Here is a 17,141-nt window from a genome sequence, read left to right as displayed (position 1 = left end):
GCCTTTCGATCGGACGTGGGTGAGCGTGGCCGCCGGGCTACGCGCGGCCGGGTGTCTCGTACCGCTGGAAGTGGACGGGCGGGTGGTCGAGCGGCAGCTCCGGCTTCCAGGCGGCCAGGCACTGGGCGCTGGGTACGAACAGCGGGCCGGGCAAGGCGTTCAGGGGCCAGAACCGCCAGGCGCCGATGGCCTCCTCGCGCTGCTGCGGCACGCCGGCCCACCGGGTGATGACGACGGGCACCGTCACTCGGACGACGTCGCCCACCCGGTCCAGGAGTGTGCCCAGCACCCATACGTCGTCGGGATCTGCCGCGATGCCGGCCTCCTCGCGGAGTTCGCGGACAGCCGCCTGGGCGAAGGTCTCGCCCGGCTCGACGCTTCCCCCGGCGAGCTCCCAAGTCTGGCGTCGGTGCTGGCCGAGTAGGACTCCCTCCGGGCCGTGGACGATGATGCCCACGCCTACCGCCGCGTGTGGGGGCGGCGGTGCGCTGGTGCGGGGGCGGCTCGGTACGCGGCTCGGGCGGCGAGCGGTGTAGAGCCGGTAGGAGACGTGGCTGTCCGGCTGGTCGGAGTCGATCACGGTGACCGCCTCCAGGGTGAGGCCGTGCTGGACCAGGAGGTCCTCCCAGAGCTGCGCGGTAAGGACCCACATGTCGACGGGGTGGTCGTCGGCGGTGCCGGGCAGCCGCAGGATCTCGGTCCGCGGGGCGACCTCGTTCGACGGCCCGGTGCCGCCCGAGTTGGTGTGCAGCGCGGAGAAGAGCAGTCGGCCGCCCGGCCGGAGGCCGTTGGCCAGGACGGGCAGCAACCGGTCGGGGTCCAGGTACGGCATGGAGCAGACGGAGTAGATCAGGTCGTACGGGTCGGCGTCACGCAGATGGCTCACGGCATCGGCGCACACCAGGTGTAGGCCCGGGGTGCTGGGGTAGCGGGCCGCGGCGCGCTGGTGCTGGGCGGGGGAGGCGTCGACGGCGGTGACGTGAGCGCCCCGGGCGGCAAGGTGCGCGGCGTGACGGCCGAGGCCGCTACCGAGGTCGAGGACGTGGAGCCCGGCCAGGTCGCCGAAGACCTCGATGCCGGGGCCGGCGCCGGGGAGGCCCCAGTTCCACTGGTCCAGCTCGGGCAGCTCCAGCTTTCGGGCGAGTTGGTGGTTTCCGTAGGTGTTCCAGGTCGCGACGGTGTTTTGTTCGGTGGTCACCGGGTTCTCCATCAGGTCGAGGGGCGGGGTCAGGGGCGCAGGGCGTAGCAGCGCAGGACGTCGAGGTCGGCGATGTGGACGGCGGACCAGCCCGCGGTGAGGAGTTCGGCCTGGGCCGGGGTGATGCCTAGGTCCTGCAAGGGGTCGCTGGTGGGGCGGCGGCCGGCGATCTCGGTGACGACCCAGAAGATCCCGCCAGGTACGAGGAGGTGGCGGACGCGGTTGAGGAAGGCTCTCTTGTCGTCCATCCACCGGTAGACGAGACGGCAGGTGATGACCGCGTACGCGGGCTCCGGCAGCGCCGTGAGGTCGCCGGTGGCAAAGTCGGCGCACCGCCATGCGGGCTCGGGGCCTGGGTTGTGGCCGGCGGCGAGTGCGATGGCGCTGGGGGAGATGTCGATGCCGGTGGTGCGGTAGCCGAGCTCGTGGTGGAGGTGCCGGGCCAAGGCGCCATCGCCGCAGCCGACGTCGAGGGCCGGGCGCCTGCGGCCGGGACCGAGATGCTCGTCCATGAGCCGCCTTTCGGGGGTTTCGAGCTGCCGGTATCGGCGGCCCCCGGCCCATAGCGGTTCCCAGTATGCGGCGGTGGCGGTCGTCGTCACGAGGCTCCTTCCAGGGCGGGTGGAACGGTGGCGCGCGTGGGCGGGGCGGGCATGTCCCGCAACGCGCGGACAGGGGAGGAGAGCAGGAGGGCCACGGGGACGACCTGGAGGGCCGCACCGACGGTGAGGGTGCCGCGTACCCCGAGGAGGAGGACCAGGGCGCCGGCTGTAGCGGCGGCGAGGGGCCGGGCTCCGGCGGTCATTGTGGTGCTCGCGGCCTGCATGCGGCCCTGGAAGCGGGGTTCGCACAGGATCTGCCGGAGGGACCTCTGGCTCGTGCCGGAGGCAGTTGCCCAGAACAGCTGAACGGCCAGAGTCCCGGCGAGCGCGATCTGCCAGCGGAGGCCGGGCCCGGCGAGCAGGAGGGGAACCTGGGCCAGCGGGCTGACCGCGAACCCGATGATGATCGTCGGCCCGATCCCGATCCGGGAGGCGATCCGCGGGGCGAGGAGTGCCCCGGCAAGGCTGCCGGCGCCACCGACCCATGATCACGCCGAACGAGGTCGGGGACACGTGCAGGTCGGCGAGCAGGTAGTACGCCCAGTACGTGTTCATGATCGCCAGGCCGAAGCTGAGCGTGGAGAGCGCCGCGATCACCGTTCGGATCGTGTGCTGCTCGGCCACGTAACGCAGGCCCTCCCCGATGTCCCGCGCGAGGCTCCGGCGGCCGCGGGCCAGCGCGGCCGCCGGTTCGGGGGTGCGGATGCGCCACACGAGCAGTGCCGAAACGAGGTAGGACAGGACGTCGGCGAGGACCGAGCGGGCAGCGCCGATGGCGCCGACCAGCGCGGCGCCCGCGTTGCTGCCCGCGCTGTCGGCTACCGACGAGGCCGCACCGAGCCTCGAGTTCGCGTGCTGCAGTTGGTCAGGCTCAACGAGCATGGGCAGGTAGCTGATGGCGGCCGCATCATGCAGGATCTTGGTGATGCCGAGGACGACGGCGACCGCGTATAGCTGGCCGATGCCGAGCACCCCGGCGAAGGCTGCGGCCGGGATTGACGCGAGGCCCACGGCGGCGGTGAGGTCCGCGGCGATCATCTGGGGGCGCTTGGCGTATCGGTCCGAGAGCGCGCCGGCCGGGAGTGCCACGACGGCGTTCGGCAGTTGGCCGAGGAAGGCGAGCGCGGCGATCTGGGTGGTGGAGGCGTGGAGTTCCAGCACGGCCAGGGTGGGGAGGGCGACGGTGCTGACTGCGGATCCGGACAGGCTCGCGCACTCGCTGGCGACCAAGCGGCGCAGATCCGGGGAGGTGACCTTCGCGGCCTGGGCCGTCTGGGTGGAGGTCGTCACCCGGCCTCACCGCCCAGCAGTTCCGGGGCGGTCACGTTGGCGTAGAGCTGGCCGGTGGCGAAGTGGGTGAGGACCGTGTGGGTGAAGGGGTGGCAGTCGGGCGGCGGTGCGGCTGGGTCGACCCACGCCAGCTCGGTGTGCGTGCCGGGCTCGCGGTTGTACGGGGTGCCCTCCCACTCCCGGACCGTGAAGGCGGCGCCGATCACCCGCTCACCGTCCGCCGCGTGGAAGTGGAGCAGTTGGCAGAACCGCAGGCGGTCCGGGGTGATGTGGATGCCGACTTCCTCGGCGAGCTCGCGTGCCGCTCCCTCGTTGAGGAACTCGCCGTCTTCGAGGCGTCCTCCGACGACCGTGAGCATTTCGGGGGAGTGCCACGACGTCGCCTGGTGCCGGACGGTCAGGATCCGGCCGTCGGCGGGTCGCTGGAGCAGGACCATGACGTTCCCGATGCTCCGGTGTGCGGCGCTCACGGCCGGTCCTCCCTCATGAGGCGGTCCAGGGTCCGCCGTCCCCGGGCAGTGACCTCGGCGTCGCCGTTGTCCGGGCCCCAGGCCAGGCAGTTGACCGCGTCCAGCGCGGTCAGGCAGCGCAGCGCGTGCCGCTCGGCGTCGGACAGCTCCCGCCCGTAGGAGAGGAGGAACGCCTTCTCGCGGTCCGGATGGTCTACCCATTGAGTGGTGGCGAGGATGACGAAGTCCTGGACGCGGGCGGCCGGCCGGGTGCGCTCGAAGTCGATGAGGGCGAGCCCGTGCTTGGACCACAGCCAGTTCCTCGGCTGGTTGTCGCCGTGCACGTAGCCGACAGGCACCGGGCCGACGCGGCGAAGGCGCCCAGCGTGGTCCCGGATCAGGTGCTGCTCTTCCTGGTTGAGCCGGTCCCCGGCACGAGCCAGATACTTCTCCGCTCCGTCAGCGGCGGCGCTCAAGGAGGCTTCGGCCTCCACCCGGTCGCCGCGGTCGAGCGGTCCGGCCTCGTGGAGGCGGGCGCAGAGCGCGCCGGCCTGCTGGTGCACGGTCCTCCACTCGGCGGCGTCCAGGCCGAGCTGCTTTGCCGGAGTGCCTGGGACCGCGGAGAGCAGAAGGGCCAGGTCCTGGGCGCGGCTGTCGATGAGGTGGGGTGCACGGGTGTGTCCGAGTGCGGGGACGACGTGGCGGTATGCCCGGCTCTCACGGGTGAAGAACTTCACCGAGGGCGAGACCTTCAGGTAGTGGTGCACCCCGCTTTCGCCCTTCAGATCCCACACCCGGGATCGGTCCCAGTCATGCGAGGCGTCGCGGACGGACACGACGGGGCCGATCTGCTGTTCCGCCCAGCGCTGCAGGGCCGCGGGCAGCGGCTTCGTCTGGTTCATCCGGCAGACCCCGCACCCGGGTGCGGGATGGCGGAGCGGCAGGGCACACCGCCATCAGATTCGGTGCGGTCGGGGAACACGGTTCCTCCCGGGGATTGTCGGTCGAGGGGGTCTTCGCAGTGCGGACCGGCCGGGCCGGCCGGGGGCTACGGACCTGGGCCGTTGCCGGACGGCCGGGGTCGGCTCGGGACTGCGGCGGGTCTCAGGCGGGATCGGGTGAACCGCCGGTGCGCTGCTCCAGTTCCCACAGGGTCCGAAAGAGCCCGGGCTCGCGGGTGAGCTGCGCGTACGTTCCCTCCTGGACCAGGCGGCCCTGATCGAGAACGACGATCCGGTCGGCCACGGCGACGTTGGCAAGGCGGTGCGTGATCAGCAAGATGGCCCGGTCCTTGGCCAGGTCTCGCAGGCCGGTGAACACGTGGTGCTCGGCTCGGGCATCGAGGGCGGCTGTGGGCTCATCCATCACCAGCAGGCTGGCCTTCCGGTGAAAGGCCCTGGTCAGGATGACGCGTTGCCACTGCCCACCGGACAGCTGGTGGCCACCGAACCATTCGCTGGTCAGGAGGGTGTCGAGGCCGGAACGGAGGGCGGGCAGCATGTCTGCGGCTCCGGATGCCTCGCAGGCCGCCATGAGCGCGGCGTCACTGGTGTCGCCCTGTCCCAGGGTGACGTTGTCACGGAGGGTCAGGGGCAGGTAGGTGAACCGCTGCGGTGCCACCGCTACGTGCCTCCACGCCTCCCACGGCTCCAGCTGCGCGGTGGTCTTGTGGTCCCAGGCCACTTCCCCGGAGGTCGGCAGCAGCAGGCCGCAGATCAGCCGGGACAGCGTCGTCTTCCCCGACCCGTTCTCCCCGATCAGCGCCACGATCTCCCCGCGCCGTACCGTCAGCGACACCCCGGCCAGGCTGTCCTTCTCCGCACCGTCGTACCGGTAGGTGACGTCACGGACCTCGAACCGCTCCGGCGGCGCCGACAACACCTCGGTGCCACGCGAGGCCACCATCGCCTGCCCGTGCGCGTTGTCGAGGAAGTTCTGCCAGTCCTGCACGTACCAGCCGGTGCGCACCAGCCGGGCCCCGCCGTTGATGATGCCCCGCACCGAACCGGTCGCCGTCTGCAGGGCGAAGACCGCGCCACCACCCGCCGCCAGGTCCATCCGGCCGGAGACCAGCAGCCACAGCAGGGTCGCCCAGACCGCCGCCGAGGCGACTCCGCCGGCCGCCGCCCCGGCCAGGCCCATCCAGGCCCCGGTGTTCGCGGCCTCGCGCTCCGAGACGTTGACGGAGGCGGCCAGCCGCCGGTAGCGGCCCAGGAGGAACGGGCCGGCCAGGCAGGCCCGCATCTCCTCGCTGGACTCCATGTAGGACATGTGCCAGCGCAGCTTGTGCAGCATTCGCCGGCGCCCCGACGTCTCCAGGCCCGCGAGGTACACCACTCGGGCCGCGCGCACGTACGCGGCGGCCTGCGGCAGGCAGGCCAGGAGCAGCAGAGGCAGGAGAATCGGGTGGATCACGGTGAGCACCGTGGCGCCGGCGGCGAGGGTCGCCGTGGCGGCCAGCACGTCCTGGGCTTCCTCCACGAGGTCGGGGGTGACCTGGGCGCCGCGGTCGGCGATGTCGTACTGGTCGTTGTACCCCGGCTTGTTGTTCGCCGCGGCCTCGGCGCCGAGAGCCGCCTCGACCATGCTGATTTCCGCGGCCCGGGCGAGCACCGGCCGCAGCCGACCGGTCAGCCAGGTCACCGTGACCCCCAGCAGAGCCCGCAGCCCCGCGGCCGCCGCGATGACGGCCAGCTGCGGAGCCGCCTCCCGCAGCCGCTCGGTGATGTCGCCGGAGGAGATCAGCGCGGTGAGGGTCCCGGTGACGGCGAACAGGCCCAGCGCGGCCAGCACGCCAGTGCCGAGCTGGCACGCGAGCAGCCCGGCCGTCGCGACCCGGTCCACCTGCCAGGCCATCCGCAGCGACCGGCGCACCAGCACGGGCAGGCGCCGCGCCATCGTGGTCGTCGTCATCTGCGCGCCGGCCTGGAGCCGGGACTCGTCCCGGTACTGGAACTCCTCCTCCTGCGCCGCGCCCCCGCTGTCCGGTGGAGTCCCCTCCGCTTCGTCCGTGCTCGGCTGCGCGGCTGTGCTGCCCGAGGTCAAGTCAATCCCCCTGTCGGTCGTCACGGCTGGTTCGCGAGGCTCAACGACACAGCCGAGATATCGAACACACGTTTTTCGGTCGGTCCTGAAGTCCCGGGATAGAGCGTTCGAGGAACTGTGGAAACTGCACCGACCCAGCTCCCGCAACGGCACTGCCCCAAGCGGAGGTTGGCCGAATCGCCGACGTCCGTCGCTGCAGTGGCGCGCGTCATCGGTCTGCGTCCACCTGCTCCGGGGAGGCCTGGCCCCGCGCTTCCAACTCCTGCTCGAACTGATTGGTGGCGTAGCGACGGAGAAGGCTCAGACCGCGATCGAAGGTAACCGGGGCCTCCGAGAGGTTGATTCGCAGGAGCTGCCCACCGGGGTACAGCGCCTCCCAGGCCATGGATGTGCCGCCGTGGACGACAGTTGGGTTGAGCTGCAGTCCAGAGCGTCCACACCGGGCAACCCAGTCGAGGAAGTCTTCTTGGGGCGCTCGGAGTTCTGCGAACGTGGAGTAGCCGGTGGCGGGCTCCAGGCCGGTGATGGGCCGGAGCGGCGAGCGGGGGTCTGCGAGCGCAAGAGCGTTGCGGCGGAAGCGTTCGCTCATGCTGGTCAAGTGGCCACGGACGCGGCGGTAAGTCTCCTCATCAGGAAGTGCGGGGAGATTGGCGCGGTGAGCGCAGTCCTGGGCGATCTGGACCAACTTGCCGGTCTGCTCACTGGGGGCGTCCGCGACGGCGAGGAGGGAAACGTAGAAGAGCATGGCGATCTCGCCGATGGGGTCGCCGGTCATGGCCATCCGCTCGAAGCGGTCGCTGCCCAGGTGGCGCAGCAGTGCCTTGTTCCTTGTGACGACTATGGCGGCGCGAAGGCCAGGCAGGGAGAGATCCTTCGAGGCGGTGAGGATCAGGGCAGCGGTCTCCAGGTCGAGGTCCTGGACACGGTCACGGAGTACCGCGGCTGGCTGTGGGCCTTCGGTGCCGACCTGGAAGGGGACGTCAATGAGGGTGAAGTCCGGCCTGGCCTGTTTCAGCGGGACGTGGCGGGCGCCGGTGACGCCGTTGGGGAGGACTTCGACGAGGCAGGCGCCTGATGTGGAGACTGCCCCGGTGTGGTGGAGTGCGCCGTCGTGCCGGTAGTAGGCGGTGACGGGGGCTCCCCAGCGGAAGGCGGCCTGGTCGAAGGCGTAGTAGTTCGGCAGGGGCATGACGAGGCCGTGACCGGTGGCGGCGAGATGGGCGATGGTCAGGCTGATGGCCTCGGTGCCGCCTCGGGTGAAGAAGATGTCCGAGGCGTCCAGGTGCATGTTCAGGTGACTGCCGAGAAGTTCGGCCATCGCACCGCGGGTGCTGGCCGGGTGGCGGCCTGAGTACGCGGAGAGGGTCCCGTCGCGGATGAAGCGGTCCAACAACGCGGAGAGGTAGCGGGCGAGGTCCGGGGAGGGCGGGAAGCGGTTGCAACCCTCCCCGAGCTCGATCGTCGTCTCGGGGTCCGTATCCGCGCCATCGCGCAAGGCGGCGAAGGCGGTGAGGCAGTCGGCCTGCGCGGGTGAGGGGGCGGTGTCGTCCACGGTGGCTCCGGTGCGCCATGGGCCGGGGCGCTGCCGGGCTTCCGCGGTGCGGACGTCGGTGAGGTTACCTGATAGAGAGCGTTTCGGGGCGGGTGGCTGCAACGGGGGGCCTCGTGCAGAGCTGGATGCCGTCCGTCCGGAACGAGCTCGGAGGCCAGGAGGATACGAGCGGCGGCTTCGAGGTCGGGTGTGTCGGTGTGTTGGTCGCGCCGTACCCAGAAGTCGTAGGTGCCCGCCCGGCGAGCCGCGGCGGTCGGTGGCGAGAGCCTCGAATGTCTCGGGGAAGACCCCGGCGGTGGCCGGGCTGTTGGAGGTCGAGGACCTCCAAGAGAAACTCGGCCCACGTTCTGTACCGGCGGTGGCCGAGCGTTCCCGAAGTCCCATATCGCGGTCTTGGCCGGCGTCACCACAGGCCGAGCGCTTCCAGGACGTGCGCGGCCTTGGGCAGCGGCGCGGTGGGCGCGGCAGTGAGGAGGTCGTCGGGGATATCGGCCTTCGTGTCGAGCTTGATCATTTCGCGCCAGCGCAGGGCCTGCGGCCACTGCTCGGTCCAGGTGGGGCGCAACTCGTCGGCGGGAACGTTCTCGAGGCGGCGTGCGCCGGTCAGGAGCCGGGCGGCGGTTTTGGCGCCGATGCCGCGGATGCCGGGGATGTTGTCGGCGGGGTCGCCCATGAGAGCGCGGAAATCGGGCCACTGCTCGGCGAGGACGCCGTAGCGGGGCAGGATGTGGTCGCCCGTGGTGTAGCGGCGCTCCATGGCGAGACCGGTGTTGAGCAGGCGCACGCCCCCGTCGGCCAGGAGCTGGATGTAGTCCTTGTCGGTGGTCATGATGTCGACGGCGCGGCCTTCGGTGCGGGCGGCGATGGCCAGGGTGGCGATGACGTCGTCCGCCTCGCAGCCGTCTTGTTCGATCCACCGGACCCCGCTGTGGTCGAGGGCGTTCTTGATCAGGGCGAGGGACTCGATCAGGCCCGGTTCGGGGGCGGGCCGGTGGGCCTTGTAGTCGCTGTCCTGGTCGGCGCGAACCTGGGAGCCGTCTTCGGAGTCGAAGACCACGAAGATCTCGAAGCCGTCGGCGTGCTGGACCTGGGCTTTGCGGAGGAGCGCGGCGAAGCCGAAGACGCCGGTGCGGTCGATGGTCTTGTCGCGGCTCATGATGCGGGCGGCGAACCCGTACCAGGCGCGGTGCAGGAGGTAGTGGCCGTCGACGAGCAACAGGGGTGCGGTCTCGGTCATGGCGTCGCCTCCAGGGGGTGCTGCGTGCTGGTGGTTGCCTGTGACCGCGGCGTACGGGCATCCGTTGCCGGATGACCAAGGAGTCTAGTCACGCCGTTGGCGTGGGGCTGCCAGAACGTGGCCAGCAGCGCCGCGAGGTGTTCGGCGGCGTTGCGGCGGGCGATGACGCTGCGGTGGGCGTTGGCACGCAGCCGGGCGCGTTCGTCGCTGGTCAGGGTGAGAGCCCGGCGCAGGCCGGCGGTCAGGGCGCCGGGGGCGGGGTCGTACAGCAGGCCGTTGTGGCCGTCGGTGATCTGTTCGGGGAAGCCGTCGATGTCGGGGGCCAGGACGACGGCTCCGGAGTGCTGGGCCCACAGGGCTGTCTCGAAGACGATGTTGGCCAGGGTCTCGCCGCGGCTGGGGACGGCCATGACGTAGGTGTCGGGCCAGGCGGCCAGTGCGCGGGGGATGTCCCGGTCGTAGCGGCCGACGATGGTGGCGCTGAGCCTGAGTTCGGCGCTGCGGTGGCGGTAGGAGTCCAGCAGGGCGGCGCGGTCGTCGTCGGTCGGGACGGCGACCATCGCCAGGTGGACGTCGTCGCGCAGCGGGGCGAGGGCTTCGATGAGGAGGTCGAGGCCCTTGGTGTGGTCGGTGCGGCCGACCGCGGCGACGACCGGGCGGCCTGCGGGGATGCCGAGGGCGCGCACGATGCGCTCGGCTTCGGTCCTGGTCGGTGGGGTGAGGTCGGCGGAGGTGAGGGGGAGCCCGGACGGCCAGGGCCGGAGGCTGGCCGGGGTGAGGCCGTAGTGGTCCTTCAGGTGGCGGGTGAGGAAGTCGCCGATGTCGGCGACCCAGGTACGCGGGTGGAGGTTGGCGGCGGCAATCGCCTCTTCCTCCCAGGTGACGCGGCCGGGGTCGGGGCGGGGGCGTTCGGTGATGCGGGCGGTGGAGAACAAGGCCAGCAGGACCTCCATGGCCGGGTGGGCGCCGACGTGGTGGACGAGTCCGGCGAACGGGGTGTCGACGCCGATGGCCAGCACCTTGGCGTGCCGGTCCGCGAGGTGGCCGGCGGCTCGGGCGGCTTCGCCGGACAGCTGCCGCCAGGTGTCGGGCTGCCAGAAGGGGCGGCCGGTGTCGTAGGGCAGGGTGAGGACCTGGCCGCCGAGCCCTTCGACGACGCGGCGGGCGTAGCGGAGGTCGCTCTCGTTGTAGCCCCAGGTGGCCGGGCCCGGTTCGGGGACCGCGAGGTAGGGGGTGAAGGCGCCGGCGTGCGCGCTCAGGCGGTGGTGGTGGCGGGCGAGAGTGGCCAGAAGGGTCTTGGTCTGGCGGCCGATGCCGTTGGTGTTGTTGGCGATGCCGTTCACGGCGCAGTACAGCAGCGCGTTGGTCGCGGACAACGAGAGCTCCTCCTTGGGTGTCAGCCGGCGGCGTAGAGGTCTTCCGGGTTCGGCCGCCAGATCTTCGACTTCGCCGGTGCCGGCTTCATCCCGTGAGCGGTGAGCAGGTCGGTCAGGTGCCGGTAGGCGGCTTCCGCCTCGGGTTCGGTGGCGGCGAACAGGGTGTAGTTGTCCGTCATCCGCACGGCCGGCCAGCCGGTCAGCTGCTGGTCGACGGGGGTCATCCGGAGGTTGGTCAGCATCGGGCTCAGCCCGCTGCCCGGGGCGAGCGGGTCGGGCAGCGCGGCCAGGATGCGGCGCAGGAGGGCGAGCACATGGCCGTCGTGGACGAAGCGGGCGGCAGAGGTGACCGCCTCTTCCAGGGTGACGCCGTGGCTGGCGGCGGCGACGTCGATGTCGGCGACCCAGGTCAGGCCCGCCTGCAGGTGGCGCGCGGCGGCCGCGACCGCGAGGGGCCGGCCCGCCCGCCGGTGCCAGCCGAACATCCAGGGCGGGTAGGCGTCCCGCTCCAGGACGGGCTCGATCGCGTTGCGCAGCGCCCGGTGAACGATCCGGTCGGTGACCGTGGGGATGGTGACGGTGTGCCGCTTGCCCCACGCGTCGAACTCCTCGATGCGCAGCGGCCCCGGCCGCCACGAACCGTCGGACAACGCCGCGGACAGCGCCTCGATCCGAGCCAGCATGCCCTGGCGGAACATCCGCCAGGTCATGCCGTCGGCGCCGGGTGAGCCGGTGCGCCCCATGCACTGGCGTGCGGCCCGCTTCAGCGCCCGCTCGCCGACGGCCTGCCGCATCAGCGAGTGCGCCGCCGTCCGCCCGGTCACCTGGCCGGGCCGATGGCGTCCAGGAACGCCTGGGCGACGGCCGCCGGGGTGTGGGCGGCGACCTGACGCGGCCCCTGGTCGGCGGCCGCGCGGTAGGCCGCCGGGTCGTCGAGCAGGCCCGTGGCCGCCTCCCACAGGACGCCGGGCCCGCTCTCCAGCGCGGTCATCCGCCCTGCCGGTCCGGTGAGGGCCGGCAGGTGCCCGAGCCCGTAGCCGACCACCGGTGTCCCCACCGACAGGGCCTCCGCGGCGACGTTCCCGAACGTCTCCGGGCTGGTCGACGAGACGACCGTGACGGCCGCGCCCGCGAGGAAGCCCGGGATCTCCTGCCAGGGCACGGCCGGGAGGATCTCCACGTCGGGCAGATCGGCGGCCAGGGCCCGGCACTCGGTGACCACGTCGTTCTGCATGCCCGGCCAGTACTCGAACCCGGCCTCGGCCAGCACGATCTGCACCGGCCTGCCCAGCCCGGCCGGGTATGCCTTCAGCAGCTCGGCGATGCCCTTGTGCGGCTCGGCCCGGGCCACGATCCGCACGGGCCCGCGCTTGCGCAGCGCCTCCCGCTCGTCCGGCGCCGGCGGGGTGAGCGTGTGCATGAGGGCGTTGGGAACGACCGCCCAGTCGCTGGAGTCCACGCCCTCGCGGGCCAGTTCCGCGACCATGAAGTCGCTGACCGTCAGGACCCGGCCCGGGCGGTGCTCCAGGCTGCGGTAGAGGGGGGCGTCGGTCCGCGGGACGTGCACCATCAGAGCGGTGGCCGTTCCGGCCGGGGCCGGGCTGAGGTAGCCCAGTCCCCAGACCGCGTCCACCCAGCACACCAGGTTCACCGCGTGGCCGGCCAGGAGACTGCGGACCTCGTCCTCCACAGCAGTGGGGTCGGCCAGGAGGTGGGTGAGGTGCTCCTCCAGCGCGGGGCGGGGCAGGGTCAGGCTGGTCAGGCGGAGCAGGTCCTCGCCGTCGGCGGCGGTGGCCGGTCCGGCGGCGATGATCAGGGCACGGTGGCCCAGTTCGCGCAGGCCTGCGGCGAGGGCGGCGATGCTGCGCTCGATCCCGGCGGGCTCGTCGGGGTTGTGGGTGAGCAGGACGAAGGCGACGTTCACAGGGTGTCTCCCCTAGTCGGCGGGGTGGGGGCGGTGTCTCGGACGGGCCGCAGTCCGATGCCCGGCGAGGCGATGCCGGACGGGACGTCGTTGGCGTGGGCGCACTCGGCGTACTGAGCCAGAGAGTGGTAGGAGCCGCCCCGCAGCAGGGCGACGCGGTCACGGCGCCAGGGGGCGGTGGTCCACTCCCAGACGTTGCCGCCGACGTCCCACAGACCGTCCGGGGTCCGGCCGGTCGCGTGGGCCCGGACCGGTGTGGGGTGGCCGGGACCGAGGCCGCGCAGGTTGGCGTGCCTGTGGTCGGGGACCTGGTCGCCCCAGGGGAAGCGGCGGACTCCGCCGCCGGCCATCCACTCCCATTCGGCGGACGTCGGGACCCTGGCACCGAGCCGATGCGCGAGCTGGGCGGCGTGGGGCAGGGGCAGGCCGGTGACCGGGATCCCGGTGACCGCCAGGGGCGTCGCCGCCCACCACAAGGTGGCCACCTCCTGGGCCGGGTGCCACTCCCCGGCCGGAACTCGGCCGCCGGATAAGCGGATCCACTCCACCGGATCCACTTCTGCCGCTACCGTGGAGGAGTCCCGGGCAGCAGGTACGTTCCCTGGAGGAAGAACCGGTCCGCTCACCAGCACACGCGGGCTTGCCTTCAGCGAAAGACGGCCCTGTCCGGGCGCTCGCCCGCTCACCGCTGCCCAGCCCCGGCCGCCGCGAGCAGCTGGATGCCCAGGGTGCCCCCGTCGGCGACGACGCGGTCGGTGCCGGCGGCCAGGTCCTCCTCGAAGACGGTGTCCGTGCCTCCGAGATCATGGTCGAGGAACTCTGTCCACCAGCGGGCAAACCGCTGCGGGGTGCTCTGCAGGCCCTCGCGCTGCGGGTCTTCCCCCACCACTTCCTGGAGCTGTTGGCACAGGTCGGCGATTCGGTCGCCGCTCACGCCCGGCCGCGAGATCAAATTGTCCAGGCTTGTCATCAGACGCTGACCTTCGTCTCGGTCCGTGCAGGGCACGGAGGATGGAAGCGGCGTTCGGTCCCTCGTGCAGCAGCTCCAGGGCCCTCACGCCCGGTTGCCAGCTCGGCGGTGCACTACTGGTGGTATGGGATGAGCTGGCGGAGCTGGGCGACGGTGCGGTCCGGGTCGGTGGCGTGGATGGTGGTTATGCCGAGCTTCTGGGCCGGCACGAGGTTGCCCGGGTTGTCGTCGACGAAGATGCACGCCGATCCCGGAAGGCCGAGGAGTTCCAGGGTCAGCTCGTAGATCTCCGGATCCGGCTTCCGCATCCGGTGCTGCTCGGAGAGAACGACGACGTCGTGCGAGGCCTCCAGAGCCCAGGGCGCATAGGGGTTGTGCGGGGCCATTCCCATGGAGTTGGACAGGATCGCGGTACGGACTCCCGTGGCGCGGATCTGAGCGGCCGCGGTGACCATAGCCTGCTCCGGGCGCAGGGTCGCCAGGGCACGGCCCATGAGGTTGGTGCCGTCGATGCCGAGGAGGGAGGCGATTCCGGTGTTCCACTCCTCTTGGGAGATGTCGCCGCGTTCGAGCTGCGCATAGAGCTGGCGGCCGGTGGGGTCGACGGCGACGGCATGACGGTAGGCGTCGTCCGGCAACCCGATCTCGCGGGCGAAGCAGAGGGCCGTGTCGTCCATTGGTGTGGTCAGCACGCCGCCGAAGTCGAAGATCACGGCAGCGTACGGGCCTCTGGGGACGGGGGACTGCGGGCTGACGGCGGACGGGTGGGTCATGAGGCACTCCTGTCGACGAGACGTTCGAAGATCACGTGGCTGTCGACATCGAGCGCGACGACGCGGCGGGGCATGTCTCCGACGCCCTTCGGCCACAGCACCGGCAGCCCGTTCGTGTAACGGAAATCGAAGCCGGGGTGCTGAGGCACCAGTACGGGGGAGGGGGGTACGCCGTCGGGGAGCAGGATCCCCAGGGGTTCGGTGGACTCGGAGGCCGCGGTGACCGCGCGGACCAGTACGTCGAGGTCGGCCGAGCGGGGGTCGTGAAGGACGAGCGTGGCCCTCCGCCCGTCGGCGGCGTGGATCGGGGGAATGAGGGTGGTCACGACGGCGGCATCGTCGTACGACACCGGCCCGGTCTCCTTCCGCGGGGCGGGGATGGCGGGGGCCGGGCGGACGGTGCCTGCGGATCCGTCGACCTCGAGGACGATGCCCTCTGGGATCTGGTCCAGTGCCTCGCGCACGTTGGTGACGCAGGGGATGCCGAGTTCACGCGCGATGATCGCGGTGTGCGACAAGGGGCCGCCGGTGGTCGACACCACGGCGGCGGGCCCGCCGAGCAGTGCGGCGGCGGCTTCGGGTCCGAGGGCGCGGCAGATCAGAACGGCACCGTCTGGCGGCGTCGCGGCTCCAAGGTGGGCCGCCGGGCCGGTCGCGGTGCCCGTGACCGCGGGCAGGCCGGCCCAGCCACCGGCCGGGGGCTGGGGCGCGGCCGCGGCACTGATCGGCTGGGTCAGCGGGCGAGCTTGGAGAACCATCGGCCCTTGGGCGGTGATGGCCCACTCGATGTCGATCTGCTCCAGCCTCAGCGCCTGGGCCGCGCCTGCGGCAAGACTGAGCAGTTCCTCCCTCTGGCCCGGGAGGAGAACCGGCTCCTTCACCCACTCGCGGGGAGTTCGCAGCTGGAGTACGCCAGCGGCGGAGCCGGCGACCTTTGCGCGGGCCGGACCGCGCCCGGCGTTCGGCGCGGTGATCCATTCCCCGGGCGGCAGGTCGAACTCCTCCTGCGTGCCGGGCAGGTGGAGGAACGCCTGAGAAGAGCAGGCAACGGAGTCGGTGACCGGTCCGCGGCCGATGTGGATCTCCCCGGTCTGCGTCCCGTTGACCAGTTGCTCGGCAAGGCCGCGTACCGCCTCGATCCGCCAGCTGACGCACAACCCGTCGTGCACGACGGCGGCCAGAACGCCGGCGAGGGCGGGGCGTAGGACGGGCTGGATGAGCACGGCGAGTTCGCCGTCGGGGGTCAGCCCGCGCGCGGCGGCGTACTGGGTGACGACCGGTGTGCTCGCGGAGGCACGGACCTCGCGCAGTGCCGCGAGGACCTGGGGCGTGGTGCACGGGGTGATGACCGAGGAGTACAGGCCCGCGAAGGACGCGGTGGCGCCGTCCTCGCCGGGCGCGGAGGAGCGGGCGATCAGTCCGTAGGGGGCGCGCCGCTCGGCCCAGGCCAGAACCTGCCCCACAGCCCCGGCCAGAGCGCCGTCCGTGACGCCGGTGGGGACGACGACACTGTCCGGCACCGGCAGACCGGCGTGCTGAAGCCGGGCGAGGGCGGCGGCCTTGGCACCGGCACGTGACGGGGTACACCCCGTGAGAGGGATCAGGATGCTCACGCGGCGGCTCCGGCAGTCAGGAGGTCGGTGGTGGTCAGCGTGGCCGGGTCCCGGTCCTGTACCTGGCACCAGCGGCGGACGGCGGAGAGGAAGCAGTGGCGCAGGACCTTGCGGCGCTCCTCGCTGTCGCAGGCCCAGGCCAGGATTGTCACGATGGCCCGTACACGGGCGACGGCGTCCCGGTCGCCGGCGGCGGCGAGCAGTGCCGCGGCCTCCCAGGCCTCGCGCAGCGCGGTGGTGCGCGCCCGGGCGGCGGTGATCTGCCTGAACTCGGCCTCGGGGTCCGAACTCTCGGCGAGAGCCTGCACGAGGGCGGCCGCCTGTTGGGGGTCCTCGTACGGCATGGCGCGTGCGGCCGGCGTTCCTTCGCCGTAGAGCGTGCCGATGCGGGCGGCGAGATCAGCGGCCGTGGTCGCCAGCTCGGCTCCGTCCCGGACGGACAGGGCGGCTTGGACGACTTCTTGGTGCGCGGCGAGCAGATGCCCGGTCTGCGCTGGTGTGGACAGGGCCAGCAGGCACGCCCGGGCCCGCTCCTGGTCGCCGAACAGGAGGGTGAAGTAGGCCTCCCACTGGGCCTCGGGGAGCAGCCAGTTCACGATGTGCGTCGACATCACCGGTAAGAACGCGGCGGTCGCCTCCGCCAGCGCCGTGCCGGCCGTCGACACGGAGCCGTCGGCGAGGGCCTTCTCGGCGCGCGCGAGCGCCGCGGCCGTCCGCTCGCGGTGGCCGACCGCCCGGGTGACGAAGGTCTGTGCCCGGGTGGGATCGGCGAGATGGTCGGCCAGGCGGCTCACCAGGTGGTCGTGGACGGAGCGGTCGATGTCGACGATGCCGGGGCGGCGCAGCACGCCGAAGGGTGTGGGGTCGTTCATCCAGGTGGCAGGCCAGGACATCAGCGAGGTGGTGTAGAGGTCGAACTCCAGGAGGGTGCTGGCGGGCCGGGAGATCTCGTAGTCCTGGACGACGAGATCGCGCCACAGGGTGTCCATCGTCAGAGGCCTCCGTGCTTCGTGCCGCGGGCGGTGCGGCGGCGCGGGCGGGGGAATGTGGCGTGAATGCGCCTTGGTGTGGGGGCGGGTGTGGAAGGCTCGATGGCCGGATGAAGGGCCGCC

Annotated in this window: 16 protein-coding genes and 1 pseudogene; all 17 read right to left on the bottom strand. The window is 72.0% G+C overall.

Features of this window, described 5'->3' with window-relative positions; all coding sequences use genetic code 11:
• Positions 1–37: 37 nt before the first annotated feature.
• Positions 38–1,198 carry a bifunctional class I SAM-dependent methyltransferase/NUDIX hydrolase gene (locus AB0C99_RS10110; protein ID WP_362472143.1) on the bottom strand — a complete coding sequence of 387 codons (1,161 nt, stop codon included), beginning with the start codon at positions 1,196–1,198 and terminating at the stop codon, positions 38–40.
• A gap of 29 nt (positions 1,199–1,227) precedes the next feature.
• Positions 1,228–1,710: a class I SAM-dependent methyltransferase gene (locus AB0C99_RS10105; RefSeq protein ID WP_362472329.1), complete on the bottom strand. Its 483-nt coding sequence runs from the start codon at positions 1,708–1,710 to the stop codon at positions 1,228–1,230.
• 86 nt (positions 1,711–1,796) lie between these two features.
• Complete coding sequence (locus AB0C99_RS10100; RefSeq protein ID WP_362472338.1) at positions 1,797–2,024, bottom strand: hypothetical protein; 228 nt, start codon at positions 2,022–2,024, stop codon at positions 1,797–1,799.
• A gap of 316 nt (positions 2,025–2,340) precedes the next feature.
• Positions 2,341–3,090 (bottom strand): annotated as a pseudogene (locus AB0C99_RS10095) (MFS transporter); the annotation flags it as partial.
• Positions 3,087–3,560 carry an NUDIX domain-containing protein gene (locus tag AB0C99_RS10090; RefSeq protein WP_362472141.1) on the bottom strand — a complete coding sequence of 158 codons (474 nt, stop codon included), beginning with the start codon at positions 3,558–3,560 and terminating at the stop codon, positions 3,087–3,089. The gene AB0C99_RS10090 and the pseudogene AB0C99_RS10095, both read right to left, overlap by 4 nt.
• Positions 3,557–4,441: a phosphotransferase gene (locus AB0C99_RS10085; RefSeq protein WP_362472138.1), complete on the bottom strand. Its 885-nt coding sequence runs from the start codon at positions 4,439–4,441 to the stop codon at positions 3,557–3,559. Before AB0C99_RS10085 ends, AB0C99_RS10090 begins: the two co-directional genes overlap by 4 nt.
• A gap of 202 nt (positions 4,442–4,643) precedes the next feature.
• Positions 4,644–6,584 (bottom strand): ATP-binding cassette domain-containing protein, encoded by a 1,941-nt coding sequence (locus AB0C99_RS10080; RefSeq protein ID WP_362472135.1) that lies wholly within the window; start codon positions 6,582–6,584, stop codon positions 4,644–4,646.
• Positions 6,585–6,792: 208 nt separating this feature from the next.
• Positions 6,793–8,136 carry an aminotransferase class I/II-fold pyridoxal phosphate-dependent enzyme gene (locus tag AB0C99_RS10075; protein ID WP_362472132.1) on the bottom strand — a complete coding sequence of 448 codons (1,344 nt, stop codon included), beginning with the start codon at positions 8,134–8,136 and terminating at the stop codon, positions 6,793–6,795.
• A gap of 403 nt (positions 8,137–8,539) precedes the next feature.
• A complete protein-coding gene (locus AB0C99_RS10070) occupies positions 8,540–9,373 on the bottom strand; it encodes a 5'-3' exonuclease H3TH domain-containing protein (RefSeq protein ID WP_350572348.1) in 834 nt (277 codons plus the stop codon).
• The gene (locus tag AB0C99_RS10065) at positions 9,370–10,749 is read right to left on the bottom strand and encodes a glycosyltransferase family 4 protein (RefSeq protein ID WP_362472129.1); all 1,380 of its coding nucleotides are present in this window, start codon (positions 10,747–10,749) and stop codon (positions 9,370–9,372) included. The genes AB0C99_RS10070 and AB0C99_RS10065 overlap by 4 nt, the downstream gene beginning before the upstream one ends.
• A gap of 20 nt (positions 10,750–10,769) precedes the next feature.
• Positions 10,770–11,573 (bottom strand): reverse transcriptase domain-containing protein, encoded by an 804-nt coding sequence (locus AB0C99_RS10060; protein WP_362472126.1) that lies wholly within the window; start codon positions 11,571–11,573, stop codon positions 10,770–10,772.
• On the bottom strand, positions 11,570–12,673 hold the full coding sequence (locus AB0C99_RS10055; RefSeq protein ID WP_362472124.1) for a glycosyltransferase family 4 protein: 1,104 nt from the start codon (positions 12,671–12,673) through the stop codon (positions 11,570–11,572). The genes AB0C99_RS10060 and AB0C99_RS10055 overlap by 4 nt, the downstream gene beginning before the upstream one ends.
• Positions 12,670–13,221, bottom strand: coding sequence for an SUMF1/EgtB/PvdO family nonheme iron enzyme (locus tag AB0C99_RS10050; protein ID WP_362472121.1), 552 nt, complete (start codon positions 13,219–13,221; stop codon positions 12,670–12,672). The genes AB0C99_RS10055 and AB0C99_RS10050 overlap by 4 nt, the downstream gene beginning before the upstream one ends.
• A gap of 134 nt (positions 13,222–13,355) precedes the next feature.
• Entirely contained in the window at positions 13,356–13,607 is a 252-nt protein-coding gene (locus tag AB0C99_RS10045) for a hypothetical protein (RefSeq protein WP_362472119.1), read from the bottom strand.
• 149 nt (positions 13,608–13,756) lie between these two features.
• Positions 13,757–14,416 (bottom strand): HAD family phosphatase, encoded by a 660-nt coding sequence (locus AB0C99_RS10040; protein ID WP_362472117.1) that lies wholly within the window; start codon positions 14,414–14,416, stop codon positions 13,757–13,759.
• The gene (locus tag AB0C99_RS10035) at positions 14,413–16,029 is read right to left on the bottom strand and encodes a PEP/pyruvate-binding domain-containing protein (RefSeq protein WP_362472114.1); all 1,617 of its coding nucleotides are present in this window, start codon (positions 16,027–16,029) and stop codon (positions 14,413–14,415) included. Before AB0C99_RS10035 ends, AB0C99_RS10040 begins: the two co-directional genes overlap by 4 nt.
• Positions 16,026–17,018 carry a hypothetical protein gene (locus AB0C99_RS10030; RefSeq protein WP_362472111.1) on the bottom strand — a complete coding sequence of 331 codons (993 nt, stop codon included), beginning with the start codon at positions 17,016–17,018 and terminating at the stop codon, positions 16,026–16,028. The genes AB0C99_RS10035 and AB0C99_RS10030 overlap by 4 nt, the downstream gene beginning before the upstream one ends.
• Positions 17,019–17,141: the final 123 nt, after the last annotated feature.

This window comes from Streptomyces sp. NPDC048659 (genome assembly GCF_040650575.1).
In the GTDB taxonomy this organism is placed as follows: Bacteria; Actinomycetota; Actinomycetes; order Streptomycetales; family Streptomycetaceae; genus Streptomyces.
The sequence above is the reverse complement of the archived record's forward strand: the minus strand, read 5'-3'. Positions and strand labels throughout refer to the sequence as shown.